Source organism: Arthrobacter sp. alpha11c, assembly GCF_054149985.1.
This window is the reverse complement of the sequence record NZ_CP196747.1, coordinates 2,752,573-2,775,661: the sequence shown is the minus strand read 5'-3', so window position 1 is coordinate 2,775,661 and position 23,089 is coordinate 2,752,573. Positions and strand designations below refer to the sequence as shown.

At 60.6% G+C, this 23,089-nt stretch carries 24 protein-coding genes and 1 tRNA gene; 20 read left to right on the top strand and 5 right to left on the bottom strand.

All coding sequences use genetic code 11. From position 1 onward, the window contains the following. The first annotated feature begins 8 nt into the window (after positions 1 to 8). The 3 genes from ACTAQJ_RS12550 to ACTAQJ_RS12540 all read left to right on the top strand — a co-directional run bounded on the left by ACTAQJ_RS12550 (position 9) and on the right by ACTAQJ_RS12540 (position 1,835). Positions 9 to 461 carry a hypothetical protein gene (locus ACTAQJ_RS12550; RefSeq protein ID WP_498696529.1) on the top strand — a complete coding sequence of 151 codons (453 nt, stop codon included), beginning with the start codon at positions 9 to 11 and terminating at the stop codon, positions 459 to 461. A gap of 120 nt (positions 462 to 581) precedes the next feature. Beyond that, positions 582 to 1,421 (top strand): aldo/keto reductase, encoded by an 840-nt coding sequence (locus ACTAQJ_RS12545; RefSeq protein WP_498696528.1) that lies wholly within the window; start codon positions 582 to 584, stop codon positions 1,419 to 1,421. Between the two features lie 27 nt (positions 1,422 to 1,448). Continuing rightward, positions 1,449 to 1,835, top strand: a complete 387-nt coding sequence (locus ACTAQJ_RS12540; RefSeq protein WP_498696526.1) for a hypothetical protein — start codon at positions 1,449 to 1,451, stop codon at positions 1,833 to 1,835. A gap of 62 nt (positions 1,836 to 1,897) precedes the next feature. Here ACTAQJ_RS12540 and ACTAQJ_RS12535 read toward each other — a convergent pair whose 3' ends face one another. From ACTAQJ_RS12535 to ACTAQJ_RS12525, 3 genes are read right to left on the bottom strand one after another with little or no spacing between them, the layout of a single operon-like run. Then, on the bottom strand, positions 1,898 to 3,322 hold the full coding sequence (locus tag ACTAQJ_RS12535; protein ID WP_498696523.1) for a dihydroorotase: 1,425 nt from the start codon (positions 3,320 to 3,322) through the stop codon (positions 1,898 to 1,900). Further along, positions 3,315 to 4,292, bottom strand: a complete 978-nt coding sequence (locus tag ACTAQJ_RS12530) for an acetamidase/formamidase family protein (RefSeq protein ID WP_498696522.1) — start codon at positions 4,290 to 4,292, stop codon at positions 3,315 to 3,317. The genes ACTAQJ_RS12535 and ACTAQJ_RS12530 overlap by 8 nt, the downstream gene beginning before the upstream one ends. Positions 4,293 to 4,304: 12 nt before the next feature. Continuing rightward, positions 4,305 to 5,279: a branched-chain amino acid transaminase gene (locus ACTAQJ_RS12525; RefSeq protein WP_498696519.1), complete on the bottom strand. Its 975-nt coding sequence runs from the start codon at positions 5,277 to 5,279 to the stop codon at positions 4,305 to 4,307. Positions 5,280 to 5,720: 441 nt separating this feature from the next. On the opposite strand from ACTAQJ_RS12525, the gene ACTAQJ_RS12520 reads away from it, so the two are divergent. The 15 genes from ACTAQJ_RS12520 to ACTAQJ_RS12450 all read left to right on the top strand — a co-directional run bounded on the left by ACTAQJ_RS12520 (position 5,721) and on the right by ACTAQJ_RS12450 (position 18,730). Next, the gene (locus ACTAQJ_RS12520) at positions 5,721 to 6,608 is read left to right on the top strand and encodes an ABC transporter permease (RefSeq protein ID WP_498696516.1); all 888 of its coding nucleotides are present in this window, start codon (positions 5,721 to 5,723) and stop codon (positions 6,606 to 6,608) included. Next, entirely contained in the window at positions 6,605 to 7,519 is a 915-nt protein-coding gene (locus ACTAQJ_RS12515) for an ABC transporter ATP-binding protein (RefSeq protein ID WP_498696515.1), read from the top strand. The genes ACTAQJ_RS12520 and ACTAQJ_RS12515 overlap by 4 nt, the downstream gene beginning before the upstream one ends. 2 nt (positions 7,520 to 7,521) lie before the next feature. Then, positions 7,522 to 8,325 carry an ABC transporter ATP-binding protein gene (locus tag ACTAQJ_RS12510; RefSeq protein ID WP_431118380.1) on the top strand — a complete coding sequence of 268 codons (804 nt, stop codon included), beginning with the start codon at positions 7,522 to 7,524 and terminating at the stop codon, positions 8,323 to 8,325. After that, positions 8,322 to 9,407, top strand: a complete 1,086-nt coding sequence (locus tag ACTAQJ_RS12505) for an ABC transporter permease (protein WP_431118382.1) — start codon at positions 8,322 to 8,324, stop codon at positions 9,405 to 9,407. Before ACTAQJ_RS12510 ends, ACTAQJ_RS12505 begins: the two co-directional genes overlap by 4 nt. A 51-nt stretch (positions 9,408 to 9,458) precedes the next feature. Further along, a complete protein-coding gene (locus tag ACTAQJ_RS12500; protein WP_431118384.1) occupies positions 9,459 to 10,286 on the top strand; it encodes a hypothetical protein in 828 nt (275 codons plus the stop codon). A 9-nt stretch (positions 10,287 to 10,295) separates the two neighbouring features. Next, entirely contained in the window at positions 10,296 to 11,126 is an 831-nt protein-coding gene (locus tag ACTAQJ_RS12495) for an MBL fold metallo-hydrolase (RefSeq protein WP_498696512.1), read from the top strand. A gap of 29 nt (positions 11,127 to 11,155) precedes the next feature. Next, complete coding sequence (locus ACTAQJ_RS12490; RefSeq protein WP_431118387.1) at positions 11,156 to 12,751, top strand: ABC transporter substrate-binding protein; 1,596 nt, start codon at positions 11,156 to 11,158, stop codon at positions 12,749 to 12,751. A gap of 80 nt (positions 12,752 to 12,831) precedes the next feature. Continuing rightward, positions 12,832 to 13,509: a cysteine hydrolase family protein gene (locus ACTAQJ_RS12485; RefSeq protein ID WP_442004764.1), complete on the top strand. Its 678-nt coding sequence runs from the start codon at positions 12,832 to 12,834 to the stop codon at positions 13,507 to 13,509. 34 nt (positions 13,510 to 13,543) lie between these two features. After that, positions 13,544 to 14,323 carry an MBL fold metallo-hydrolase gene (locus tag ACTAQJ_RS12480; protein WP_498696510.1) on the top strand — a complete coding sequence of 260 codons (780 nt, stop codon included), beginning with the start codon at positions 13,544 to 13,546 and terminating at the stop codon, positions 14,321 to 14,323. Beyond that, a complete protein-coding gene (locus ACTAQJ_RS12475; protein WP_431118391.1) occupies positions 14,320 to 15,144 on the top strand; it encodes an MBL fold metallo-hydrolase in 825 nt (274 codons plus the stop codon). Before ACTAQJ_RS12480 ends, ACTAQJ_RS12475 begins: the two co-directional genes overlap by 4 nt. 38 nt (positions 15,145 to 15,182) lie before the next feature. Beyond that, the gene (locus tag ACTAQJ_RS12470) at positions 15,183 to 16,115 is read left to right on the top strand and encodes a polysaccharide deacetylase family protein (protein ID WP_431118392.1); all 933 of its coding nucleotides are present in this window, start codon (positions 15,183 to 15,185) and stop codon (positions 16,113 to 16,115) included. Then, the gene (locus ACTAQJ_RS12465) at positions 16,116 to 16,541 is read left to right on the top strand and encodes a cupin domain-containing protein (RefSeq protein WP_431118394.1); all 426 of its coding nucleotides are present in this window, start codon (positions 16,116 to 16,118) and stop codon (positions 16,539 to 16,541) included. It begins immediately after the preceding gene. Between the two features lie 13 nt (positions 16,542 to 16,554). Further along, on the top strand, positions 16,555 to 17,277 hold the full coding sequence (locus ACTAQJ_RS12460; RefSeq protein WP_498696504.1) for an aldolase/citrate lyase family protein: 723 nt from the start codon (positions 16,555 to 16,557) through the stop codon (positions 17,275 to 17,277). 113 nt (positions 17,278 to 17,390) lie between these two features. Then, a complete protein-coding gene (locus ACTAQJ_RS12455) occupies positions 17,391 to 18,008 on the top strand; it encodes a cupin domain-containing protein (RefSeq protein ID WP_224094454.1) in 618 nt (205 codons plus the stop codon). Positions 18,009 to 18,010: 2 nt separating this feature from the next. Beyond that, on the top strand, positions 18,011 to 18,730 hold the full coding sequence (locus ACTAQJ_RS12450) for a maleate cis-trans isomerase family protein (RefSeq protein ID WP_498696502.1): 720 nt from the start codon (positions 18,011 to 18,013) through the stop codon (positions 18,728 to 18,730). 25 nt (positions 18,731 to 18,755) lie between these two features. Here ACTAQJ_RS12450 and ACTAQJ_RS12445 read toward each other — a convergent pair whose 3' ends face one another. After that, on the bottom strand, positions 18,756 to 19,658 hold the full coding sequence (locus tag ACTAQJ_RS12445) for a polysaccharide deacetylase family protein (protein ID WP_498696500.1): 903 nt from the start codon (positions 19,656 to 19,658) through the stop codon (positions 18,756 to 18,758). Between the two features lie 90 nt (positions 19,659 to 19,748). Between ACTAQJ_RS12445 and ACTAQJ_RS12440 the strand changes: the two genes are divergently transcribed. After that, on the top strand, positions 19,749 to 21,122 hold the full coding sequence (locus ACTAQJ_RS12440) for an amidohydrolase family protein (RefSeq protein WP_498696497.1): 1,374 nt from the start codon (positions 19,749 to 19,751) through the stop codon (positions 21,120 to 21,122). Positions 21,123 to 21,330: 208 nt separating this feature from the next. After that, entirely contained in the window at positions 21,331 to 22,737 is a 1,407-nt protein-coding gene (locus ACTAQJ_RS12435) for an amidase (protein WP_498696496.1), read from the top strand. An 89-nt stretch (positions 22,738 to 22,826) separates the two neighbouring features. On the opposite strand, the gene ACTAQJ_RS12430 is transcribed toward ACTAQJ_RS12435, so the two are convergent. Continuing rightward, positions 22,827 to 22,899 (bottom strand) — tRNA-Thr (locus ACTAQJ_RS12430). Positions 22,900 to 23,089: the final 190 nt, after the last annotated feature.

Genomic DNA, 23,089 nt, shown 5'->3' with positions numbered 1-23,089 from the left:
GCTTGATCGTGGGTTTCTTTGGGGCTGTCCGGCAAGGGCGGAAGGATGATGTTGAGCTGGGTAAGGGGCTCTGGCGCCGCGCCCACGATCGCTTTCACCGCGGATTGGACCGGTACCACCAGGTTCTTGAAGGCGTTGACGACGACCAGCTCTACAACGAGCTCGTGGAGATCGCGAATGAGCTGGCCGAGTTGTCTCCTCGTGTGAGGACCATCTGCGTGGAAGCCCAAAAGAGGGCGCCGAGCGATGGCTTGGACGTTCCTGGTTCACTCGCCGGTGTTCACCGAGCCCTGTCCAAGGCTGGAAATTCGTTGGCCACCACGGCCGAAGCAGCGGCCATGCTTCGGCTGGCCGTTGGACCCGTCCCTGTGGGCGCATTGTCCGTTAGGCGCAGGGCGGAGTCGGTCTTCGAGCAGGTTGCCGACGCTGAACGCCAACTGCGATCCCAAGGCGTCCAATAAAGGAAGCGTGTGCAAATATCAGCGCACGCCTATATTTCAAGATCGCAAGCAGTTAAGCGGATAGCTGATCTCTGTAATATTTGGTGCCTCAGGCAACCCATTGCTGGCAAGATGGCACACATGACTTCGTCACCAACACTTACTTTCAACGACGGCAACACCATCCCCCAGCTCGGCTACGGGGTGTGGCAAGTTGAAGACGATGTAGCCGAAAAGGTTGTGCGCCAGGCGTTCGAAGCCGGCTTCCGGCACATCGACACCGCAAAGATTTACGGGAACGAGTCTGGAGTGGGCCGCGCCATTGCTTCCTCTGGCCTTTCCGCCGAAGAAATCTTCATCACCACCAAGCTCTGGAACGCCGATCAAGGCTATGAGTCCACGCTTGCCGCGTTCGAAGAATCCATGGATCGCCTGGGCCTTGAGACCCTGGATCTCTATCTCATCCATTGGCAGCAGCCCAAGCAGGACAAGTTCGTGGACACCTGGAAGGCCCTGATCGAGCTGAAGAAGCGCGACCGGGTCAAGTCCATCGGTGTTTCCAACTTCACGGTTGAGGGCCTGCAGCGCATCATCGATGAAACCGGAGTTGTTCCGGCTATCAACCAGGTGGAACTGCACCCGTTCTTCAACCAGGCCGAACTGCGCGCGTTCAACGCTTCCAAGGGCATCCTGACGCAGGCTTGGTCGCCGCTTGGCCAAGGTGGGGAACTGTTGGAGAACGCCACGGTAGCCGAAATCGCAGCCAAACATGACGCCACCCCGGCACAGGTCGTCATCGCGTGGCACCTGGCCATCGGCAACGTCGTCATCCCCAAGTCCGTTACGGAATCCCGTATCCAGGAGAACTTCGCGGCGCTGAGCGTGACGCTGGATGCTGCCGACGTCGAGGCCATCAACGGCCTGGACCGTGGCGCCGAAGGTCGCATCGGCCCCGACCCGGCGGTTTCCGACTTCGCCTAAGGGCTAACTCAGGTGCCCCGCTCCCACATGGGGGCGGGGCACCTGCCGTTAACGCACGACGGCGGTTCTCGTCACCGGCGCGGCGCCCTGGCACTGCTGCCCGCCGATCGGACCATCGCTGCCCGGAACGCCTGGCTCGCACCGCTGCCGCCGGAGGGTGCCAGCGCCATTGTGCAACGGACCGTTTCGCACGCACCGGCACTCGCGGAGAGCCAGGGCATCACGGCTGCCGCGCTCGCAGCCAGAGGAGCGGTAGACGTGGTTGTGGATGCGTTCCCTGACGCCGCCCACGAGCCCGTTGACTTCTGCCGCCGCATCGGTGACGTGATCGCCGTCGAACTCCAAGGCCTTGCCTGGCGGGGTGCGCCCGGGCTCCAGCAGCGACGGGCAAAGTATCGCGCGCTGGTGTCGTAGCGGCCGGAGCCCTGCCCGTTCCTCGCTCAGCGGGCAGGGCTTCAGCCTCTCCTTGCGGGCTGTCAGCAAGCCGGGCGGTTGAGCACGTCGCTGGACACCCGTTGTTTAAGTAGTGTGCCATCAGGCCCGGTCAGCAGCTTCCGGTCTTCCACCATGACAGTTCCGCGAAGTACTGTCATGCTTGGCCACGCCGCCACCCTGTACCCCTCCCATGGTGTGTAGTCCGCCTCGTGGAGGTCGGAGGCGGTGATGCGACGGTTCACGGTGGTGTCCAGAACTGCCAGGTCCGCGTCGCTGCCAATGGCGATGACGCCTTTTTGCGGGTAAAGGCCGAGGATCTTCGCGGCATTTGCAGAGGTGATGTCAACGAAACGTGGCAGGTCCAGTCCACGCTTTGACACGCCCTCTGTGTACGCCACAGCCATGCGCATCTCCACGCCAGCGTGACCCCCGGTTGCGTCCAGGATCGTCTTTCCGCGCGTCTTGACGTCAAGGTCTGTGCAGACGCCGTCGGTCGCCAGGGTGCTGAGCGAACCCTCCAGCAGCGACTCCCACATTGAATCCCGGTCTGTCTCAGACTTCAACGATGGATACGTGTGATAGATGGCGCCGTTCTTCTGCCGGTAGTCGTCAGCGGTGAAATAGGCGTAGTGCGGAAGGATTTCCCCATAAACAGCTTGGCCGCGTCCCCGGGCCTCGCGGATTGCATCGACGCCCTCGCGCGCACTGACATGCATCAAATAGATCGGGGCTCCAACGTGATGAGCCAGTGTGATGGCACGCTGGAAGGACAGCTTCTCGGACAAGTTGTTGTGGGCATGGTGCATGTACTCGATGCCGATCTTGCCCTCGCGCTGCAACTTCTTGTAGGAGTACATGACGATGTCATCGTCCTCGGCGTGCACGGCAAGCATGGCACCAGCAGCTGCGGTCTGCTCCATCAGCCCCCACATGTTGCCCAGATCAGTTTTCTGTTTGGGCCGCGTCGGCGTCGTATTGGTCATCCACACTTTGTAACTGCCATGGCCCCCGGCCACCGCGTCGGGGATCTGCTCCAGGACCTCGAAGGGGATTTCGGGCTCCTTGAACGTCCCATGCAGCGCGTAGTCCGTGTAGGTAGAGCCGGCCCATTCGGCCGATTTCCGGGCGAATGACTCAGATAGTTCGTCGCCTGGCTTCCAGTGGGCGAAGTCCACCAGCGTGGTTGTGCCGCCATAGATGGCGCCCTCACTCACACGGTCAGGGCCAAAGCACATGATGCCGCTCTCCGCCGCAGTGGGAAGCACCGAGTTGGTGTGTACGTGCGGATCGACGCCGCCGGGAACCACCAGCTGACCCTTGAGGTCCACCACGCGCCGGGCTTCATCGGGCGTGCCGACTCCGGTGGCGCGGAGGGACACGATCTTGCCCTGGGCTATGCCGATGTCCAGGCGTTCAGCACCCGAGGGCGTGACAACCAGTCCATTGGTCAGGAGGAGATCAAACATGAGAGACCTGCGCATTCGTAGTGTCGGGAGTTTCCAAGGAGAAGGGTTCAGTGCCGAAATAGCGGGAGGCCAGCGTGACCTTGGCCGAGACCCGGGCGTTGACCAGCTGTGAAACGGACACGTCCGCGGCGGCGCTCAGTAGCATCGCCGTCTTCTCCCGCGACCATTGCTTGTCGGTTTGGAGCAGTTCCAGCATGTCGTCCAAGGCGAGCCTCGCAGCCTCATCCAGAGTGTCGCCGTCGCCAATTGTGATGACCGAACCGCCGCTGAGGACGACTGGCCGCTGGCTGCGGGCGTTCGGTTTTGCTGCAGCTGCAACTGTGGACCGGGGAACGACTGTGCAGGAGAGCCGGACGCTGCCTTCGACCTCGACCGCGGTCAGCGAGCACTCGCCATCGCCCTGCGCCGCGTGCAGGTCACCGGCATACAGCATCGCCTCGGCTACTTGGACAGGTATCACGACGGCGGAACCTGCTGTTACGTCCTTGCAGTCCATGTTGCCTCCATGGATCCCCACGGTGCTGGAGTTCGGGCCGGCACCCACAGGTGCCACTCCGATTTTCCCCACCATGGGACGGACAGGAATGGCGGTTTCCTCATCGAACACAACATGCCCGTTCGCTATCTCCACCACGCGACCTGCCCGCCCCAGACCGTCAGTGAATCCGCCCCGTCCTGGCAGCGTCACCATCGCACCACGATGGTCGATCCTGATTTCGTGGATGTCTATTCGCAAAATATCGCCGGGGTTCACTCCGCGAACGGCAACTGGACCAGTGACGGGGATGGACAGTTTTTCGTACTCCCCGGTCTCTTCGAAGAGGCCTCCGGTGAGCAGGCTGCGCGCATCCAGCCAGAAATGCTCGCCTTGGTCGACAGTAAGTTCTGGTTTGGCGTCGGACTCAAAGAAAAGCGAGGCATTGCCAAATCCGACGCGCGGCACTTTCTGCAGCGTCTTCGTTTCGTTCATTGGTGCCTCCATTCAGGACGGGTAGACGGGCGTGGCCCATTTCTGGTCCTGGGCGACCTGTCCAATCACGGCCCTCCGGTAGAGGTCCTGGAGGCTGCGGGTGAGATCCCCGGCGGTTCCGTTGCCGATGGTGGTGCGGTCAACCGAGGCAACATGATTTACCTCTGCGGCACTGCCGCAGACAAAGACTTCGTCAGCTGAGTACAGTTCTGTGCGGTCGATGGCCCGGACGTCAACGTCGAGGCCCAATTCGGTCCGTGCGAGGTGCAGGACGCTGTCCCGGGTGATTCCCTCAAGGATGCTGTCGGTCACGGGGGGAGTGCATAGCCTTCCCTGGCGGACCATGAAGACGTTGTAACCGGCGCCTTCAGCCACATGGCCACTTTCGGTGAGAAGCAATGCCGCGTCATAGCCATTTCGCTTGGCTTCCAACAGGGCCAGCCTCCCGTTCTGGTAATTGGCAATGGACTTGACCCTGGGTGGCATGGACCGATCGGAGAGACGCGCCCAGCTGCTGATTTGCACATCCAAGCCGGTAGCACCGAAGTAGTTGCCCATGGGAATGGCTGCCATGAAGACAGTGGAGGGACCCGTGTCTTCCGGCTTGCCATCCTTGGAATCGACGAATACTTGTGCCCGCATATGGAGATTGCCCCGCAGATCGTTGGCGCGAATGAGTCCAAGCAGCTGATCGCCGAGCTGGGCGATGTCCTGGGGGCCGTCAATTTCCACAACCCGCATGGAATCGATCAGTCGCTTCATATGGTCGGCCACCCTGAAGGCGTACAGTTGCTGATCGTCCTCGCTCCAGTACGCGCGGAAGCCCTCAAATACTCCGACGCCGTACTTCAGCGATGTGCTCAGCACATGGAGGCGGGCATCGGCATAATCCACCAGCTCGCCGTCGTGGAGAAGGTACTTCACTGGCTGGTCCGGAGCTGGCTCCCGGGTGCCAACTGCGGCTGCTGCTTCTTGAAAGTCATCCATGGTAGGTTCCGTTCCTCATTCATCTGCGCTGGCGGCGTCGACAGCAGCCAGCTTCATCTCAAGCGGCACTTAATCACTATATTGAAGTCAGTTGGCAGCGGTGTCAATGGTCCGCAGGTGACTTGTGGCGGCTTTCTGGGCCCACCTGGTCGCGGGGTCGCGGTCACGGAAGAACCTGCCATTCCAACTCTCAACCTGCGACAATCCGCTGATTTTCCAAAAAAGGAGTGCAATTCGTCACACTTGGCGCTACAGTCAAATTCAATAAAGTGATGAGACTTTGATATGAGGCCCTCGCCCCTCAAGGTCCGAACAGGAGCTGAACATGTACCAGCCACCGGTCCGCAGTCAGGACGATCTTCAATACATTGTGAGTGGGCTCAACCGGAGCAAACCCGGTGACTGCCTCTCAACCACGCACGGACTCCGCGAGGAGGCTCCATGAGCATTCAAGGTCTTCCGCGTACGTCGCCCGGTCTTCGTGTCACTGGCTGGGCCCGCCGGGGCCAGAGCATTTTGATGAACCGGTCCAGCACCATCATGGTTGCCGTCGCCGTGACCATCATTGTGGGATTGCCCCTTATGGCCCTGATGGCTCCGCTGCCGCATGACCCGCTGCGTCCGGATACAGACGCGATCGGCATTGCACCCAACGGAACCCATTGGTTCGGAACTGATGGCAACGGGATGGATATTTTCTCCCGTACCATCGAAGCAGCGAAGCTTGACCTCCCAGTTGCCCTCGCCGCCACAGCACTCTCATTGCTGGTTGGCGTCCCTTTGGGCCTGTTCGCAACCAGCGGCAAGCTCGGCGATGCCATCATGCGGATCATTGACGCATTTGCAGCGCTGCCGATCATTGTGATCGCTGTGGTCTCCATCAAGCTTATGGGCGGTGGGGCGACGGACGTGGTCCTCGCGATTGCTATCGTGGCCGCGCCCAGATTTGTGCGCCTTTCCCGCGCGGCGGCCCTGGCGCTTCGGTCCGCACGTTATGTGGAGGCTGCGGCAGCGATTGGTTGTTCACCCATCCGCATCGCCTTCAACCACATCTTCCGCAACGCTTATGGCGTGGTCCTCGTGCAGGCAACGCTCACCGCCGCCAACGCGCTCGGAACCATTGCTGCATTGAACTTCCTTGGCGTAGGCGTGAAGCCTCCTACACCCACGTGGGGGGCAATGATCAACGACGGTGTCAGCATGCTGATTCGCGGGGAGTGGTGGGCTGCTGCCTTTCCCACCCTTGCGATGCTCCTAGCCATTGGTTCCCTCAACGTGATCGCCGGGGGAATCGAAACCAAGATCGAGCGAGTGGAAAGGGCACGATGATGACAGGACTTCACGTACAGGACCTCGTGACCGAGTTCCACTCCCGGGGCGGCGTAACGCGCGCCCTGCACGGTATCTCCTTCGATGTCGGCGCCAATGAAGTCGTGGGCATCGTGGGTGAGTCCGGATCAGGGAAGTCCACTGTGGTGCGCTCGGTGATCAAGCTGCTGATGCCTCCCGGTCGTGTCATGGAAGGCACCGCCGAATTCCACGGCCAGGATTTGATCCGCTTGCCAGAGCGGCAAATCCGTCATATCCGTGGCAAAGAGATCGGCTTCGTTGCGCAAAACCCTTTCAGCGCACTGAACCCCGTTGTCCGCATCGAGAAGCAGTTCGCGAACATCGCCAAAGCCCACGGCCTGAAGGCGGACGCTGAACTACGTAGCCGTGCGCTCGAATTGTTGGCTTCTTCCGGCGTCAACGAACCCGAACGCGTTATTCGTGGCTATGCGCATGAACTCAGCGGCGGCATGGCACAGCGCGTCGTCATCGCCATGGCGCTCTACCTCAACCCACGCCTTGTCATTGCCGACGAACCGACGACGGCACTTGACCTCACTGTGCAGCGGCAAGTGCTGGACACGCTCACGAGGTTGACGAAGGGGAGCGGCCGATCGATGTTGATTGTCACTCATGACCTTGGAGTGGTGGCCAACTACTGCGATCGCGTCCTTGTGATGTACCGCGGCCGGATTGTTGAACATGGTCCTGTATCGGAGGTTTTTGTTCACCCGAAGGATCCTTACACCGTCTCGCTGCTTGATTCTGTTGTACAGCCGAAAGCCGCCGTACAGCCGAAAGCAGCTGAGATCCCCACGACAGAGCCAGAAGCCGAGAGGCCTAACGGCACGCAGCCGAAGAGTGCCGACACAACGAACCCCACCGTTCTCTCCCCCTCCAGGAGTGCCTAGCCATGCCCATCATCGAACTGAAGGATGTCAGGAAAACATTCCGAAGCCCCCAAGGGCAGCTTGTCACCGCGGTGGACGGAGTTTCACTTGCCGTCGAACGGGGCGAAACCTTGGGGATCATTGGTGAAAGCGGCTCCGGCAAGTCCACACTGGGCCGCCTGATTCTGAGGCTCATTGAAGCCGACTCCGGAACAATCCTCCTGGAAGGCGAGGACATCCGGGGCTTGTCGAAAGCACAGCTGAGGAAACGACGCCGGCGCTGGCAGATTGTCTTCCAGGAGCCTTTCGCATCGCTGAACCCCCGTTTGACGATCCGCCAGATAGTCGAAGAGCCGCTGATCGTTGCCAAGACATATGGCTCCAGGGCTGAACGTCTGCGCCGTGTCACGGAAACGCTCGAAGAGGTGGGGTTGTCGCAGGATTTCCTCAGCAGGCGTCCCGCCAACCTCAGTGGTGGGCAGCAGCAACGGGTGGGCATCGCCCGCTGCCTTGTAACAGACCCGACACTGGTGGTGCTGGATGAACCGACGTCCTCGCTGGACCTGACGATCCGGGCATCAATCCTGCGCATGCTGGCCAAGCTCCAAGTGGCCAGGGGATTAACTTACGTCTTCGTCTCCCATGACATCGATACAGTCCGCCACTTTTGTACCAGTGTGGCCGTAATGCACCGAGGACGGTTCGTCGAGACGGGTTCCACGGATGACGTTCTCTCCCATCCCCAAGAGTCCTACACCCAGACCCTGATGTCCGCGGCGATGCCTCCCATTCCCTATAACCCAGGAACCAAGGAGGCCATGGCATGATCCGCTACATCCTCTCCCGTGTTGTTATTGCGTTCCTGCTCCTCCTGGGACTTATTACCCTGAGCTTTGGGCTGGTTTCCCTCCTCCCGGGTAATCCGGCCGTAGCACTCCTGGGTGAGTATGCCACCGAAGCTGATATCGCCCGTATCAATGCCCAGCTTGGGTTGGACAAGCCTTTTTGGGAACGCTACTTCCACTACATTGGCCGCACTTTGAGTGGGGACCTGGGAAATTCGTTCTTCACGGGAAGCTCTGTTTCGAGTGAGATCTGGACGCGGTTGCCCAACACGCTTGTCTATCTGGTGCCGGGGCTTGTGCTTGCCCTGCTCATTGGAATGGGAATGGGTACCCTCGCGGCATACCGATATGGGCGCGTAGCAGACAAAGCATTCACTGCCGGCGTCTCTGTCCTCATGGCCATGCCGGAGTTTGTCCTGGCACTCCTTCTCCTCTTTATCTTCTACCAACAACTCCACCTGGCCCCCGCACCTTTGGGCATGCTATCCAGCTCCGATATCCCACCACCCAGAGTCACGGGATCGTTGGCGCTGGATGCAATGCTCGCCGGGCAATGGGGGACAATGCAGTCCATCCTCAGCAGGGCCGTGCTGCCGATCATTACCATGGGCTTGTTTTTTGCGGCTCCCTTTGGAAAGACCGTTCGGACTGGCCTCCTGCAAGTGCTCAACTCACCGCAGATCGAGTTTGCAAGGGCATGCGGGTTGAAGCCACTTCAGGTATTCCGCTACGCGCTCAGCGACGTGCGGGGGTCTTTGATGACCTACATGGTGCTGTTGTTCGCGGCTGCGCTGAGCGGTGCGGCAATTGTGGAAAGTGTCTTCTCCTGGCCAGGGGTTGGTGGTTGGTCATTGGACGGAGTGCTTAAGGGCGATGTCCCCGTCATCCAAGGGTTCGTGTTGATCATGGGTGCCACGAGCCTCCTTGGTTACGTGCTGCTGGACACCCTTATCACGCTGCTGGATCCCAGGACGCGCAACAACGTCGTTAGTGGTGTAAAGCGTCCGTCGAAGCTGGCCCCTGCTTCAGAGCCGGCTGTAGAGCCTGCCGTGCAGCAGGGCTAAGAGTCCTGAGAAAATCCTTGACAAATACTCCAGATTCAATAGATTGAAGATATGTTCACTTCATTGCATGCAGACAAGTTGACGGTCCTCGGCGGGAACATCCCGCTCGACGGCCGCGTGAGCTGGGTTCCAGAAGGTGCAACAGGCTTCCAGCCGTCGAACGCTTACCTCTTGACCGAAGGGACTTCCCGCCTTCTGGTTGATTCAGGTTTGGCTGTCCACAGCGACGAGATCCTCGATGACCTGGCGGAGCTCATTGGCGAAGGCGGGGGAGTATCCATCTTCTTCACCCGAAGCGAGATGGACTGTGTGTCCAACCTCGAACCGATCGCCGGTCGGTTCGACATCGAGCGGCTTTTCACTGGAGGGGTCATCAACCCCTTCGACGCCTTCGATGACCTGAGCAGGATGGCACTTCGAGGCAGGCGCCACCAGATCGATGCGCACAGGACCGAAGAGGGTGACTCCCTTGCACGGGCTGCCGAGATCGAGATAGCACCCGGCCGCGTGCTCCAAGTGGAATCACCCCTGCTTCGCCTCCTTCCCACGTTCTGGGGCTGGGACCAGGAAACAGGCACGCTGTTCACCTCGGATACCTTCACCCACGGCGTGATGGATCGGCCCGACGGCCAGCGCATCATCGACTCCACAGTGGAGGACACCACCACGGTGGAACAGGTAGCCGGGCACTTGTATGCGAAGTACGAGTGGATCCCGCGCTCTACATGTGAGCCACTGAGGGAATGGCTCCAGGACAAGTTCCACACCCTGGACCCCGAGATCATTGCACCTTCCCGCGGCTGCGTTCTCAAGGGACGCGACGTGGTCAAGCGTCACCTGGATTTCATGCTCGACGCCCTCACCCCGCAGCTGGTTTAGGAGAGAACCATGGAAGAACAACTCGTAGAAACGATGAGCAGCGACCTCCCGCGCAGCGTCGCGAAAGGCGTCACATGGATGAGTTCCTGCCTCCCGTTCCACTTGGCCGACCGCGTAATCCACGGGCACAACTCCACCTACCTGGTCCAGGGCGAACACTCGTCCATCCTGGTCGATACCGGTAACCCGTCCAGCTGGCCGATCATTTCAAGCACTCTGGATGAGCTCTTGGATGGACGAGAGCTGACCTATGTTTTCCCCACGCATCCTGAGCTTCCCCACACCGGAAACCTGCCCAGGCTCGTGGAGAAGTATCCGAACATCCAGGTGGTGGGCGGCACCCGCGACTACCACTTGTTCTACCCACAGATCGTTCCAAATCTCCACGCAAAGGTGCCCGGGGACACGGTGGATCTGGGTGGGCAGGAGTTTGTGGTGGTCGAGGCCCTCATCCGGGACCTGCCCAACACGCAATGGGGATTTGCACCTGGAGCCGGTGTGCTCTTCACTGCGGATGGCTTCTGTTACATGCACCGTCCTGAACTCGACGACGAAGATCCAGTACACCTCCCCGGCGAATGTGGTTTGACCACCGGCGAACTGCAGGTTCCCATCGCCGTCGAGAACGCTGCCTTCTTCACCGGGAGCGCCCTTTATTGGGCGCGCTTCGCAAACGACGCAGACGCAGTTTACGATCGCGTCCTTCATCTTATTGATGAACTCGGCGTCACCTCCGTGGCCCCTACCCACGGCAACTTCATTAGCAACATCCGCGACGTGGAGCCCATCATCCGGGCCGGCCACAAGCGGGCATACCGCTACGAAACTGCACAGTCGTAGTTTTCCCCCCAATAAACGGAGCCACCTTCATGAAAAGTCTGCGTTTGCTCACCGGAGGCGCTGCAATTGCCCTCACCACATCCCTTGTTGCCTGCGGGGGTCCAGCCCCGCAAACTGCAGCTACCAAATCCATAGAAAACGTTGTTGTTGCCGTGGGCGCCCTGCCTGACAGCCTGACGCCGGCGCCTTGGGGAGGCAGCGCCTCGCACGTAGTGCTCAGTGGACTCGGCTCGCAACTCCTCGAATACAAGATGGGAACAAGCGACGGCAAGTCGTGCCCCGCGCCGTCCACAGAGGTATCGGGCCGCCTGGCCGAAAGCGCCAAACCAAGCCCTGATGGAACGGGCGTGATTGTCACCCTTCGCAAGCTCACGAGTCAGTTTGGAAACACCCTGTCGGCCGAGGACGTCCGGTGGAGTTTCGATATCGGCATGAAGCGTCAGCCGGTGATGAAGGGGACGTTGAAGAGCAGCGGCTTCAATGTTGACAACCTGGTCAAGGTGATCGACGAGCACACCTTCCAGCTGAACACCACGGGACTTACCTCTTACACAGAAGAATCACTGCAAAACAACCTCTTCTACATCCACGACAGCACGGAAGCAAAGAAGCATGCGACGGCTGATGACCCCACCGCCAACGCCTGGCTTTCGAAGAACCTCGCCGACTACAGCGGCTGGAAGCTGGAAGAATTCACTCCCGGCGCATCCCTGACCGTGACGGCGGATCCTCAGTGGGAGGGCACTCGCGGCACGGTGAAGCGTGTATCCGTCAAGGCTGTCCAGAGCACCGCTACCCGCAGCCAGCTGGTTGAAACCGGCGAAGTACAGGTAGCCAATGGCTTCGAGTACGACCAGTACAAGTCACTGGAGAAGTCCCCGGGCGTGACTGTCATGAACTGCCCCAGCCAGACCCGCGACACCATGATGATCAACACGAAGACCGGTCCACTTGCCGATCCCAAGGTTCGGCACGCAGTGTCCATGGCTATCGACCGCGAAGCGCTGATCAAGGGTGCGTACGCAGGCTTCGGTGAACCCGCAAAATCGATCTTCCCCAATGTTGACGACTCTGCGATCTACAAGTTCAACAAGGACGAAGCCAAGAAGCTGCTCAGCGAGGCCGGATACGGCAATGGCTTCCCGATGACCCTCAGCTACAGCGTTACGCGTCCGGGGCCTGTAGCGGCCAAGTCCGCGGTCCTGATCCAGTCCATGCTCAAGGAAGTCGGCATCGACGTCCAGTTGCAGAATGTGGCCAGTTCCACGGACTTCTCGACGGCCCTCATCGACGGCCGTTACCAGGCCGTGCTGTACTCGGAGCCGATCGTCATTGCTGATCCCGCCTTCTACAGCTACGCGTTCTACGGCAGTGCCGCCCCCAGTAACAGCACCGGGTGGTCCAACCCTGAATTCGATAAGGCACGCAGCGAACTCGCAGCCACTCCGGACCAGGAAACGGAGAAGCGCGATGGCCTCTTGAAGAAGATGGCCGGGCTGGTGGACGAGGGCGCAGCCATTCTGTCGCTCGTTGAAACCAGGGGAGTGCTGGTCACCAGGGAGGGTCTCTCAGGTGCGGTTCCGCTGACCAATGGCCAAATCCACTTCAATTCCCTGGGCCGCTAGGCCGCCAGTAGCTACGCGTGATGCCGGCCGGTCGCCGTCGAAACCCGGCCGGCATCATCTTACAGAAGGAAAGACTTCCGATGATTGAAATTTGCGGAAAGCAGGTCCGCGACACCCTGCAGGAGTTACTGGATCCGGCCACTACGGCCCTTGTGGTTATCGATATGCAGGAAGGGGCTGTCTACGCCGGCGGCGCCATCGGCGATTCCGGCCACGACCTGAGCATGATGCCTTCCGTGGCCAAGCGCTGCGGCAGGGCAATTGAGTCCGCCCGGAAGAACGGTGTGCCGATCTTCCACATCCGGGTCGAAAACCTTCCCGACGGCGCCAGCTCGCCTCCCGCCTGGCTGCGGGCTTTGTACACGGCTGCCAACGGGCGGCCGATCGATCTTGGCAGGCTCAGCCTCAAGGGCGATCCGGCTACGGAGTTTTGCGCCGAGTGCATGCCTGAAGAAGGCGAAGTCATCATCACAAAGCGCCGGCCAAGCGCATTCGTAGGCACGGAATTGGCGCTCCTGCTGCGGAGCCAGGGCATCGAATCCGTTGCTTTGGTAGGTGTCTCCACAGGCGGTTGCGTCGAGGCTACCCTGCGGGACGCGGTCCACAACGATTTCTACGCAGTCCTGATCGAGGACGCTGTGGGCGCCTACGACACCGTGGTCCACGACGCTGCGCTAACTGTCATGAGGGCCCGCCATGATGTCTGCACACTGGACCAGGCCATTGAGGTTTGGGACTCGGCCGGCGCGGGCTCCTGATTCGACTGACGAGAACCATAGAGAGGAGAAGCCGTTGAATCCCGGCACAGCCCAGCGTGCGGTGGCCACCGGCGCACACCGCCTCATTGGAGACCGCGTTCACCGTTTGGGAGCAAACATCGTCCTGGACGAAAACGTGAGTTGGTGCCCGCCCGGAACCCGGACCATCCAGCCTGTCAATTGCTACCTCGTTAAGGGAGACAACGGCTCGGTGCTGGTGGATACGGGTATCCGGCTACATGAAGCTGAAATCATCCGGCAGCTGGATTCACTCCTGGATCCGGGGGAACGGCTGGCTGTGGTGCTGACACGGACGGAAATGGAATGTTGCCTGAACCTTCCGGCCATCGAAGCACGGTTCAACGTTGAATCGGTCTGGTACACAGGCGGAATTACGGTGCCGAGGATGACTGCGTCACCGCAGCGCATCATGGTCAATCCTGGAACCTCGCGTGAGGTGGAGGTTATCGATGGCCTGACGTTGGAGTTCGTGTCGCCGTTGATGCGGCTACTGCCGACGCTTTGGATCTTCGATCCAGTCTCCAAAGTGCTCCTGACCTCGGACGCATTCACCCATCGTTCCCCGGGTAGCTCGCGCTCTTCGGGTAGTTCGGCGGCGGCGGGGTTGCAAAAATTCCAGTGGTTTGCCCAGGCGGATACGAGGGACATTGCGCGGGACGTTGAAGAAGTTATCCTCCGGCGAGAGGTCGCGGCCATCGGACCCGGGTACGCCGAGCCGATCGTTGGCGCAAGCGAATCTGCCGCCGAGGCCGGCGAACTGGCCGAGGCGATCAGAAAGGTGGGTATCCAGTGAGTACCGACGTTTCGGGCGCGGAGCGCACCACGGGCCGCGTCATCGCAGAAGGTGTGTATTGGCTGGGCGGATGCCTGTCCGCCAGCGCCGAGGGACAGGAAGTTCACTACCACGTTTCGTCTTATCTGGTGATGGGCTCTGAAGCATCCATCCTGGTGGACACGGGAGATCCCGCGCATCGGGATACCGTCCTGGCCGAGCTGGAGAATGCGCTTGGAAGCAGATCGCTGGACTACGTCTTCCCGACGCATCCGGAAATCCCACATGCTGGCAATCTTCCGGTTTTGTTGGAGCGTTATCCGTCGGCTGTCGTGGTTGGGGACATTCGTGATTATGCACTTCATTTCCCCGAGTATGCAGACCGTCTGACAGCCAAGCGTGCTGGGGAGTCGATCGCTCTCGGGGACAGGGAGTTCCACTTCCTTCCGGCTTACATCCGTGACCTGGAGAACACTCTCTGGGGTTACGACTCCGGTGCGGGAATCATGTTCGTTTCTGATGGCTTTTCCTACATCCACGACATACCCGGACCGGATGAGGACGATGAGCCCGTGCACCTGCCCGGGCAGTGCCGTTTGCTCTCCACCGAAATGCCGGCGCCGCCGTCCGTGGAACAGGCGGCGTATGGTACGGGCCGTGCGCTCTACTGGACCAAATTCGTTGATGTCGGCACGGCGTTCCGAAGCATCGAGGAAGCCCTGGAGAACTACCCAACCAGCTTGATAGGGCCTGCCCACGGAAACGTCATTGACGACGTCCAGGGCATGCTCAAGACGTCACTGGCTGCCCACCGCAAGGTTTACGAAGGGCGGAGGCTCTAAATGAACCTTCGTCACTATGCACAGCAAGGAGAGAGTCAATGCGGGACCTGATTGGATATGGGGAGAACCCCCCGATTGTCACTTGGCCTCACGGCGCCAAGGTTGCCGTCTCCTTGGTGCTGAATTACGAGGAAGGGGCTGAAAGTTCCATCGAAGCCGGCGATGAGCGGGACGAGGACGTTTCGATCTTTGGCGGGTGGTCCTCTGATCCCTCGCGGCGCAGCCTTATGAAGGAGTCCTTCTTCGAATATGGCAGCCGCGTTGGCATCTGGCGGTACCTGGGCATGTTGAGGGAGTACAACGTACCAGCAACTGTCATGGCTTGCGGAGCTGCCCTTGAACGGAATCCGGATGCGGCCCTTGCTATTGTCCGGGACGGTCATGAGATCTGCGCCCACGGCTACAAGTGGCGCGGAACCGTGGGAATGGAGCCCGACGAAGAGCGGCGTGAAATCCGGAAGTCCTTGGCCGCCGTCGAGGCTGTGTCCGGAGTACGGCCGGTGGGCTGGTATGTCCGTGAGGGCATCACCGAGAACACCCGGACAATCCTGGCCGAGGAAGGCGTGCTTTACGATTCCAATTCCTACGCAGACGACCTTCCGTACTATGTGAAGGCCGGCACCCACAATCACCTGGTGGTGCCTTACTCGGGTGACACGAACGATGCCCGCTTCTGGGGTAACGGGAGCCTGGGCACCGCGGAGGACTTCTTCAACGTGCTGAAGGACTCTCTGGACTGCCTGCTGATTGAGGGCGAAACCGTGCCCAAGATGATGTCCGTCGGGCTGCATTTGAGGATCGGCGGCCGGCCCAGCGTCGCCCACGGAGTGCGCCGTTTTCTGGAGTACGCCCTTGCCAAAGAGGGAGTCTGGTTCGCCACGCGCGAGGAGATCGCACGGTGGTGGATGGAGCACCCACCCGTGGAGGCCAACGCCAGTTCAGCCGAGGCTGCTTTCGAGGGGGCGGCGTAAATGGGAACAGGAGACGGGCAAACAGCCACGGTCAACATCGATCGCCTGGTGCACAACGTCAATGAGCAAGGCTTTACTGCCCTGGACAAGATAGGACTCAAGGGTCAGCGCGACCAAGGCCTGGTCAGCACGCTCATCTCCCGGGACCTTAGTGGTTCTGATGATTTGTGCGTCAGCTGGGGTCGGATCCTTCCCGGTCAGCACCATCTATGCCACCATCACCCGGACGCGTCAGAGTTCTACGTTGTCCTTAGCGGAACCCCGATCGTCCATCTTGGCGACACTACGTACCGGGCAAAACCGGGGGATGGCATCTATATCCCGCGCGGGACTACGCACGGACTTACCAACGACGGTTTGGAAAATGTGGAACTCGTTGTTGGCGTGAGCAAGCCTGCTGACTGGCAATTCGTCGCCGATGAGTGAGGAGGATGCACACGTGACCCAGGAACAGTCTTCGATCCTTAAGCGCAGCGTTGGCATCATTACCGCCGACCCCACTCCTACTTTGCTGGCCCTCCTCGCGCACGCCGGGGTGGACTTCCTGGTCCTCGACGCGGAACAGACAGGGATTTCCATCCGGCAATGCCGCGATGTAGTGCAGCGCCTGGCTGGCTCGGGGGTGCACGTGGCAGTGCGCGTACCGGATTTGGAACCGAACACGTTGGTGGCTTTCGCCAACACCGGTGCAGGGGAGATCGTCCTTCCGCAGGTGCGGACGGTGGACCAACTCGAGCAGGCCTACGACGCTACGAGGTACGCCCCCATGGGTTCACGCCCCCACCAAGTCACACCCGCTTCGTCCTTTGGCATGGACTATTCCTCCGCTCCGTTGCTCACCGTCTTGTTCGAGACGGCAGAAGCTGTGGAACGCGTCAAGGAGTTCGTTGACAGCGACGCATTTGGCGGAGGCTGGGTCGGCCCCACTGACCTGGGCGCGGACCTCCGTCGACGTGGAGAAGAGCGCCCCGAAGCCTTGCAGGAAGCCATCCAGCATGTGGTGGACATTGTTGCAGGGGCTGGCTACAGCATCGGAGTTCCAGCGCCGGCAATGGCCGCAGCGGGGTCCGTTTTTCGCCGTGGCGCTGACCGTTGTGCCGTCTATTGGGAGAAAGAGGTTGCTTCCATGTTGACCGGTTACGCCGGGTTGCGGGCGGCGTGAGCAACCTTGCCAAGGCCGCGGGCGCTGTTGAATCCAGTGTCTTTAAAAAGGCATCCAAGCGAAATCATCTTCGATATACTGACGCAAAACCGAGGACTAATGAAGGAGTCGTCGTGGACGGTACGGACACAGCACAAGGCGAAGTAACCGAGTCCCTGGAACGCGACTTCTGGATTGCCCATCTCGGGGCCATGATCAAGCAGCAGCGCCTCGGCCGCTTCACGGTGGAGGAGCTCGCTGAGCGCGCAGGCGTCAGCGCTGGACTCATTAGCCAGATCGAGCGCGGAATCGGTAATCCTTCCTTTGCGACGCTTCTTCGTTTGGCAAACTCGCTGGACCTTCCGCTGGCGAGCATGTTCATGGACCCGAATGAGGGCCAGGACCACATGCTGGTACGCCGGGCCGACAGGCGACGGATTGAAATTCCTTCCCAGGGCATCATCATGGAGCTGATCGTTCCGGATTCAGAGCGCAAGCTGGGAGTCATCAGCATGACCATTCCAGCCAACTTCGAGGGCGCACACGTTCCGCATTCCCACGAGGGCGAAGAGTGTGTCATTCTCCAAGCCGGCACTTTGGTGGCGACCATCGGTGGGCAGGATTTTGTGCTGGAAGCGGGCGACAGCCTCACATACGACGCTTCCTTGCCACACTGGTGGAGCAACCAAACGAATTCGGCCGCAGTCATGCTCGCGATCTCCACGCCTCCCTCGCTCGGCAAAGCGCACTAATCGTGGGCGTTCCCGGCCCGGCGACCAGGCTTGGCATCCTGGTCCCATCGAGCAATTCGAATGCAGAAACGCTCACAGCATCGATCGTTGCGGAACAGCCCGACCTTGGAGTGCACTACACCCGCTTCCGTCTGCCTCCAAGCCTTGATGATCCAGTTGACTTGGGCGTTCTTGGAGAGGCTCTTTCCTTGTTGAAAGACGCCGACCCGCAAGCCATCGCATTCCACGGCACTTCCGGCTCCTGGACGGGTATCGCCGGCGATCAGGGTCTTTGTGCCGGGCTTAAGTCGATGTGCGGCGCGCCGGCCACCACTGCCTCCTTGGCCGTCGTCGAGGCTCTTGCTGCATTGCAGGCAACACGCATCGGCCTCGTTTTTCCGGGGCCCGGCAGTATTGCTTCCCTGATTCAGGAGGAGTACGCCGCGCACGGCATTGACGTCAAGGGTATTTCGGTTCCAGAAGTTGTGATGACCAACCCGGAAATAGCCAGGCTTGACCAGTCCGGAGTGGTGGGTCTGATGAGGCCCGCCTTCACTCGGGACCTAGATGCCGTGGTGTGTATTGGAACCAACCTTCGCTCCGGATACTTCGTGGCCGGCCTCGAGCAGGAGTTTGGCATTCCCGTGGTGGACAGTGCTATCGCGACCATATGGCATCTGCTCCGCATTGCCGGGGTCGCCCGGCCGATCCCGGGATGGGGCGCGTTACTGGCCTTGGATTAGAAGCGGCTCGATGCCAGCTTCGCGATTACCCTGCTTCGCCCTGGACGCCCAGCCACGCATTGACGATGTCGGCCCTGGTGGCGAACCAGACATCTTTGTGGTGTGCGTGGGTGATGAATCGTTCAAGCGCCACCGCGTACGCCGGCCGTCCGATGAGCCGCGGGTGTAGTCCGATGCTCATCACGGATGGGCCGCTGCGGGGGTCTTCAAGCAGCATATCCAAGGCAGCGATCAGGTGGTTGCTGAAGGCGTTTGCGGTGGGGAATTGCTTGAACAGCCCGGAATCGTTGGTATCGCCTGCGTATGGCAGCACGGGAAGACCCGGGTTGCCTTGACCACTGCCCCAATGCGGCAGGTCGTCGTTGAAACTGTTCGATTCGTAGGCGAACCCATTGGCGGCAAGCACCATGCGCGTCCCCGGATTGAGTCCATCCCGCGAGTACCAACTCGTGGGAGCGTGGCCTGTGCTGGCCTCTATCGCGTTCTTGGAGGCGACGATCAGGCGCAGCTCGGCTTCGTCGTCGAGGTCTGTGTGCGTGTCCCACTGGTGCCCGTGATCTGCGATCTCATGTCCATCGCGGACCAATGCTGCAGCGATGGGAGGGTTGAGCTGCAACGCTACGGCGCAGCAGAAGGCGGTGGCGTGGAGGCCATGCTTCCGCAGGATCCTCAACAAGCGCCAGATGCCGGCCCTTGAGCCGTATTCGAACGCGGATTCCAGTGTGATGTTCCGTTCCGCTGATGCCTGGGCGGGAATCCAATGTGCCGCAAGGTCATTGGCTTTGTCCCCACGGGGGACGCTGCGCTCAGCACCCTCTTCCACGTTGATCACTAAGGAAACCGCCACCTTGGCATTGCCCGGCCAGCGGAATTGTGGCGGCGTCTCGCCATATCCGACGAAATCCCGCTGCGTGGGTGGTTGAGCCATTGGCTTCTCCATTCGGGGTTCCGGAGCCGCAGCGTTCCGGCTATAGTGAAGCAAACTTCGATATGATGAAAATAGCCGAGAGGGGCCCGAATGTCTACGCTCATTCGCGGAGGCACCGTTATTACGGCGTCCGGCGATGCAGTCATCGACGGTGGAGCACTAATCGTCCGTGACGGCCGCATTGCAGATGTACTCCGCCGATGGGATACGGAGCAGGCATTTGACGGGGATGTCGTTGACGCGTCCGGCTGCGTCGTCATGCCAGGCCTGATCAACATCCACGCCCACGGAGTGACGCCAGGCCCGCTTTTCCCGAGTGCGGCCCCAGCACTGCCTGCCGAGCGGTGGATGGCGAATCTCGACAGGCACCTTCTGGCCGGAACCACAACGGTCCTCAACCTCTGTGGTTTCGCTTCCATGGACGATGTCCGCGAAGCTGACAAGAGGCACGCCGTGCACGTCCGAGGAGCGACGACGCATCTGCCACATTGCTTGCAGGCCGCCGCATTGGCGGACGGGCAGGGTCTTACAGCCGAGGCGGGCGAACTCACCATTCAAGGGATGCTCGACGACGGTGCTGTCGCCATCGGGGAGCTGGGCGGCGGTCAAACGTTGGGCGGGGGAGGGCAGGACCTTCTCTATATCCCGGCGGCAATCCAAAAATCCTCCGGTATTCGAGTCACTATTGATCAAGCCCGCCGCATCAAGGAAGCAGTCCTGGGCAGGTTTATCGACATCCAGGCATTCGATCCGGCCGCGCTGACCGAGGCGGCCAGGGACGCAGGACTGGCGGACGCCTTCACAGCCACCCAATTGGCGAAGCTCGTCAGGGATACGGTGATGCCATCATTTGTCCCCGCCATAGAAGGGATTCGGGAGGGCGTCCGTGCGGCATCGAAGTTTGGCGTGCCGGCCATCGTCCACAGTGCATCGGCGACCGCCAGCGTCTTAAGGGAACTAATGCCAGAACTTGAGGGAACTGGAGCCACGCTCATATCTGCCCACGCGAACCACCCTTCCCACACGCCGGCCGAGGCCCACGAACTGGCTGTCCTGGGCAACAAAATGGGTTGGCCTGCCGAGGCTTCGGTTTTTGATCTCCTGCACCGCAGGCGAACGGTTAAGACGCGTGAGCACTGGGACTTGCTGCTTAAGGAACCCGGACTGATCTCGGTCATCGGGACCGATTATGGACACGACGGCAATCATGACGAGCTAATTTCTGCCGTCCAGGACATTGTGGCGCACGGACACCGTTCCTTAGCAGGTGCCGTTGCAATGGCCACCTCTGCTGTGGCTGATCTCATCCCGGGCATCGCGCCCGGAAGAGGGCGTCTTGAGGCCGGGAGAGCAGGAGATGTAGTTGTCGCCAACGCCGAGGATTTCCGAGATGTACGGGTTGTCCTGGTGGACGGCGTCTGCGTGGTCCGCAATGGGCAGCTCACCCCGGAGGCTCACCGATGAGTGGGCCATTCAAGGAGGCGCTCCCGCTAAGCAGTCACGATCTGGCCATCGTCCGCGAGCTCGTTGGAGCTTCGATTGCGCAGCAGGACCTTCCCGCTCTGGAGAGTGCGTACCGCGACTTCCGGACCGGGATGGATTCCTTGAAGGCTGCCTTTGAACAGCAAATTCTTCTGGAAAAGGAGAGTAGCGCGAAACGGGAGGCGAATCCTTGACCGAAGCATGGGAGCTGGGCATCGCGGAAGCGGCAGCACTCGTCCGTCGCCGCCAATTGTCAGCGGTTGAACTGCTCGACTCTGTTCTGGATCGTGCCCAGGCGACGGAGGAGTATGCCCAGGCCTGGGCCCATATAGACGAACGCGGCGCGCGTGAAGCGGCCCGCATCGCCGATCACCTGGCAGTCGGAGGCCAGTTCGCAGGCGGCCTTCACGGGATCCCCGTTGGAGTGAAGGACGTCATCGATGTTCTGGGGATGCCGACCGAGGCCGGCTCCGAAAGTCTCCGCGGGAATATCGCGCGGGACGACGCCGGAGTGGTTCGTCAACTCCGTGACAGTGGTGCCGTGATCCTCGGAAAGCTTCAAACACATGAGTTCGCTTTCGGACAAGGAACTCCACCGTCGCGAAACCCTTGGGATCCTGACCGGTATGCAGGCGGCTCATCGGTTGGATCGGGCGTTGCCGTGGCTGTGGGATCAATTCCCGGAGCGCTGGGAACCGATACGGGTGGCTCGGTCCGAAACCCGGCCGCCATCAATGGTCTGGTAGGGCTGAAGCCCAGCTACGGCGTCGTGTCTTCCTCGGGCATCCTTCACGTAAGCCACACCATGGATCAAGTGGGACCTATTGCCCGGAGCGTCGAGGACTGCGCGGCGCTACTGGACGGCATGGTGGAACCACACGGTATCGCCCTGCTTGGGGGACCTGTGTCAGCGCAAATCCGTGACGCTACTGCCCCGGTCAGGCTTGGGGTTGATCGCAGAATGTGGTCGGAATGGGGGGTCACCGCCGAAGTCAGGGAGGCTGTGGAAGGAGCTCTGCGTGTATTCAGGGACCTTAAATTCGAGGTCGTGGAACTTCCGCTCCCCGAGCTTGACCTTGCCCTGCATGCCAGCGTGGCAATCTCACTTTCCGAAGCTGCCGAGCATCATCGCGCCAGGCTGGGAAGCGCGGCGGAACGATACTTGCCCGCCACCCGCATCATGATCGAAACAGGTGCGCTGGCTTCGGAGGAAGACGTTCATCTGGCGTGGCAGGTAAGGGAGCACCTCAGGCGGTTCTTACCGCGCGCCATGGCACAGGCCGGAGTGCACGCAGTGGTGTCACCTACGCTTCCGGCGATCGCCCCCTTGGCCCAGGCGATGTCCTCTGAACTCACAGGCTCTCCGGACGAGGGTTCCCTATCCGCAGCCCTTCGCATGCTGTCAGCTGCAAACCTGACCGGTATGCCGGGGGTCAGTGTTCCCTGTGGCTTCGTCAGCGGGCAGCCCGTTGGCCTGCACATTATGGGACCGGAATACACCGATGCCACAGTGCTCGCGATCGCCCATGCCTATGAGCGCGCCACCCAATGGAAGGGGTTTGTGCCGGTCCACACGCTGCCACAAACTGTTGCGTAGGCATCTGACAGTCAGAGTGTGCGTGGCTGATGACACGCAAAACAACGAGAACCCCTGGAAATCCTTAGATTTCCAGGGGTTCTCTACCGAGCTTCCTATCAGAATCGAACTGATGACCTTTTCATTACGAGTGAAACGCTCTACCGACTGAGCTAAGGAAGCACCGCGTTCATCACCGGTTTCCCGGGCGATCACGCAAGACATAACTGTAATAGAGGCACCGCGCCCGGGTCAAAACGAGGGCGGTGGCGGCCGTTGCGGGGATGTTCACCTGCACGTCGGGCCGGGTTCAGGCGGCCTTCTCTCCACCGCCGGAGGCTGGGAAATCAACGGTGGCGGTTCATCCCGCCAA

Coding starts and splice junctions, on each gene's coding strand:
- ACTAQJ_RS12530 (WP_498696522.1), bottom strand. CDS start 4,292: ATGAACGAAACGAAGACGCTGCAGAAAGTGCCGCGCGTCGGATTTGGC.
- ACTAQJ_RS12500 (WP_431118384.1), top strand. CDS start 9,459: ATGTTCACTTCATTGCATGCAGACAAGTTGACGGTCCTCGGCGGGAAC.
- ACTAQJ_RS12485 (WP_442004764.1), top strand. CDS start 12,832: ATGATTGAAATTTGCGGAAAGCAGGTCCGCGACACCCTGCAGGAGTTA.
- ACTAQJ_RS12490 (WP_431118387.1), top strand. CDS start 11,156: ATGAAAAGTCTGCGTTTGCTCACCGGAGGCGCTGCAATTGCCCTCACC.
- ACTAQJ_RS12505 (WP_431118382.1), top strand. CDS start 8,322: ATGATCCGCTACATCCTCTCCCGTGTTGTTATTGCGTTCCTGCTCCTC.
- ACTAQJ_RS12445 (WP_498696500.1), bottom strand. CDS start 19,658: ATGGCTCAACCACCCACGCAGCGGGATTTCGTCGGATATGGCGAGACG.
- ACTAQJ_RS12470 (WP_431118392.1), top strand. CDS start 15,183: ATGCGGGACCTGATTGGATATGGGGAGAACCCCCCGATTGTCACTTGG.
- ACTAQJ_RS12495 (WP_498696512.1), top strand. CDS start 10,296: ATGGAAGAACAACTCGTAGAAACGATGAGCAGCGACCTCCCGCGCAGC.
- ACTAQJ_RS12440 (WP_498696497.1), top strand. CDS start 19,749: ATGTCTACGCTCATTCGCGGAGGCACCGTTATTACGGCGTCCGGCGAT.
- ACTAQJ_RS12535 (WP_498696523.1), bottom strand. CDS start 3,322: ATGTTTGATCTCCTCCTGACCAATGGACTGGTTGTCACGCCCTCGGGT.
- ACTAQJ_RS12525 (WP_498696519.1), bottom strand. CDS start 5,279: ATGGATGACTTTCAAGAAGCAGCAGCCGCAGTTGGCACCCGGGAGCCA.
- ACTAQJ_RS12540 (WP_498696526.1), top strand. CDS start 1,449: ATGGGGGCGGGGCACCTGCCGTTAACGCACGACGGCGGTTCTCGTCAC.
- ACTAQJ_RS12520 (WP_498696516.1), top strand. CDS start 5,721: ATGAGCATTCAAGGTCTTCCGCGTACGTCGCCCGGTCTTCGTGTCACT.
- ACTAQJ_RS12545 (WP_498696528.1), top strand. CDS start 582: ATGACTTCGTCACCAACACTTACTTTCAACGACGGCAACACCATCCCC.
- ACTAQJ_RS12465 (WP_431118394.1), top strand. CDS start 16,116: ATGGGAACAGGAGACGGGCAAACAGCCACGGTCAACATCGATCGCCTG.
- ACTAQJ_RS12510 (WP_431118380.1), top strand. CDS start 7,522: ATGCCCATCATCGAACTGAAGGATGTCAGGAAAACATTCCGAAGCCCC.
- ACTAQJ_RS12515 (WP_498696515.1), top strand. CDS start 6,605: ATGATGACAGGACTTCACGTACAGGACCTCGTGACCGAGTTCCACTCC.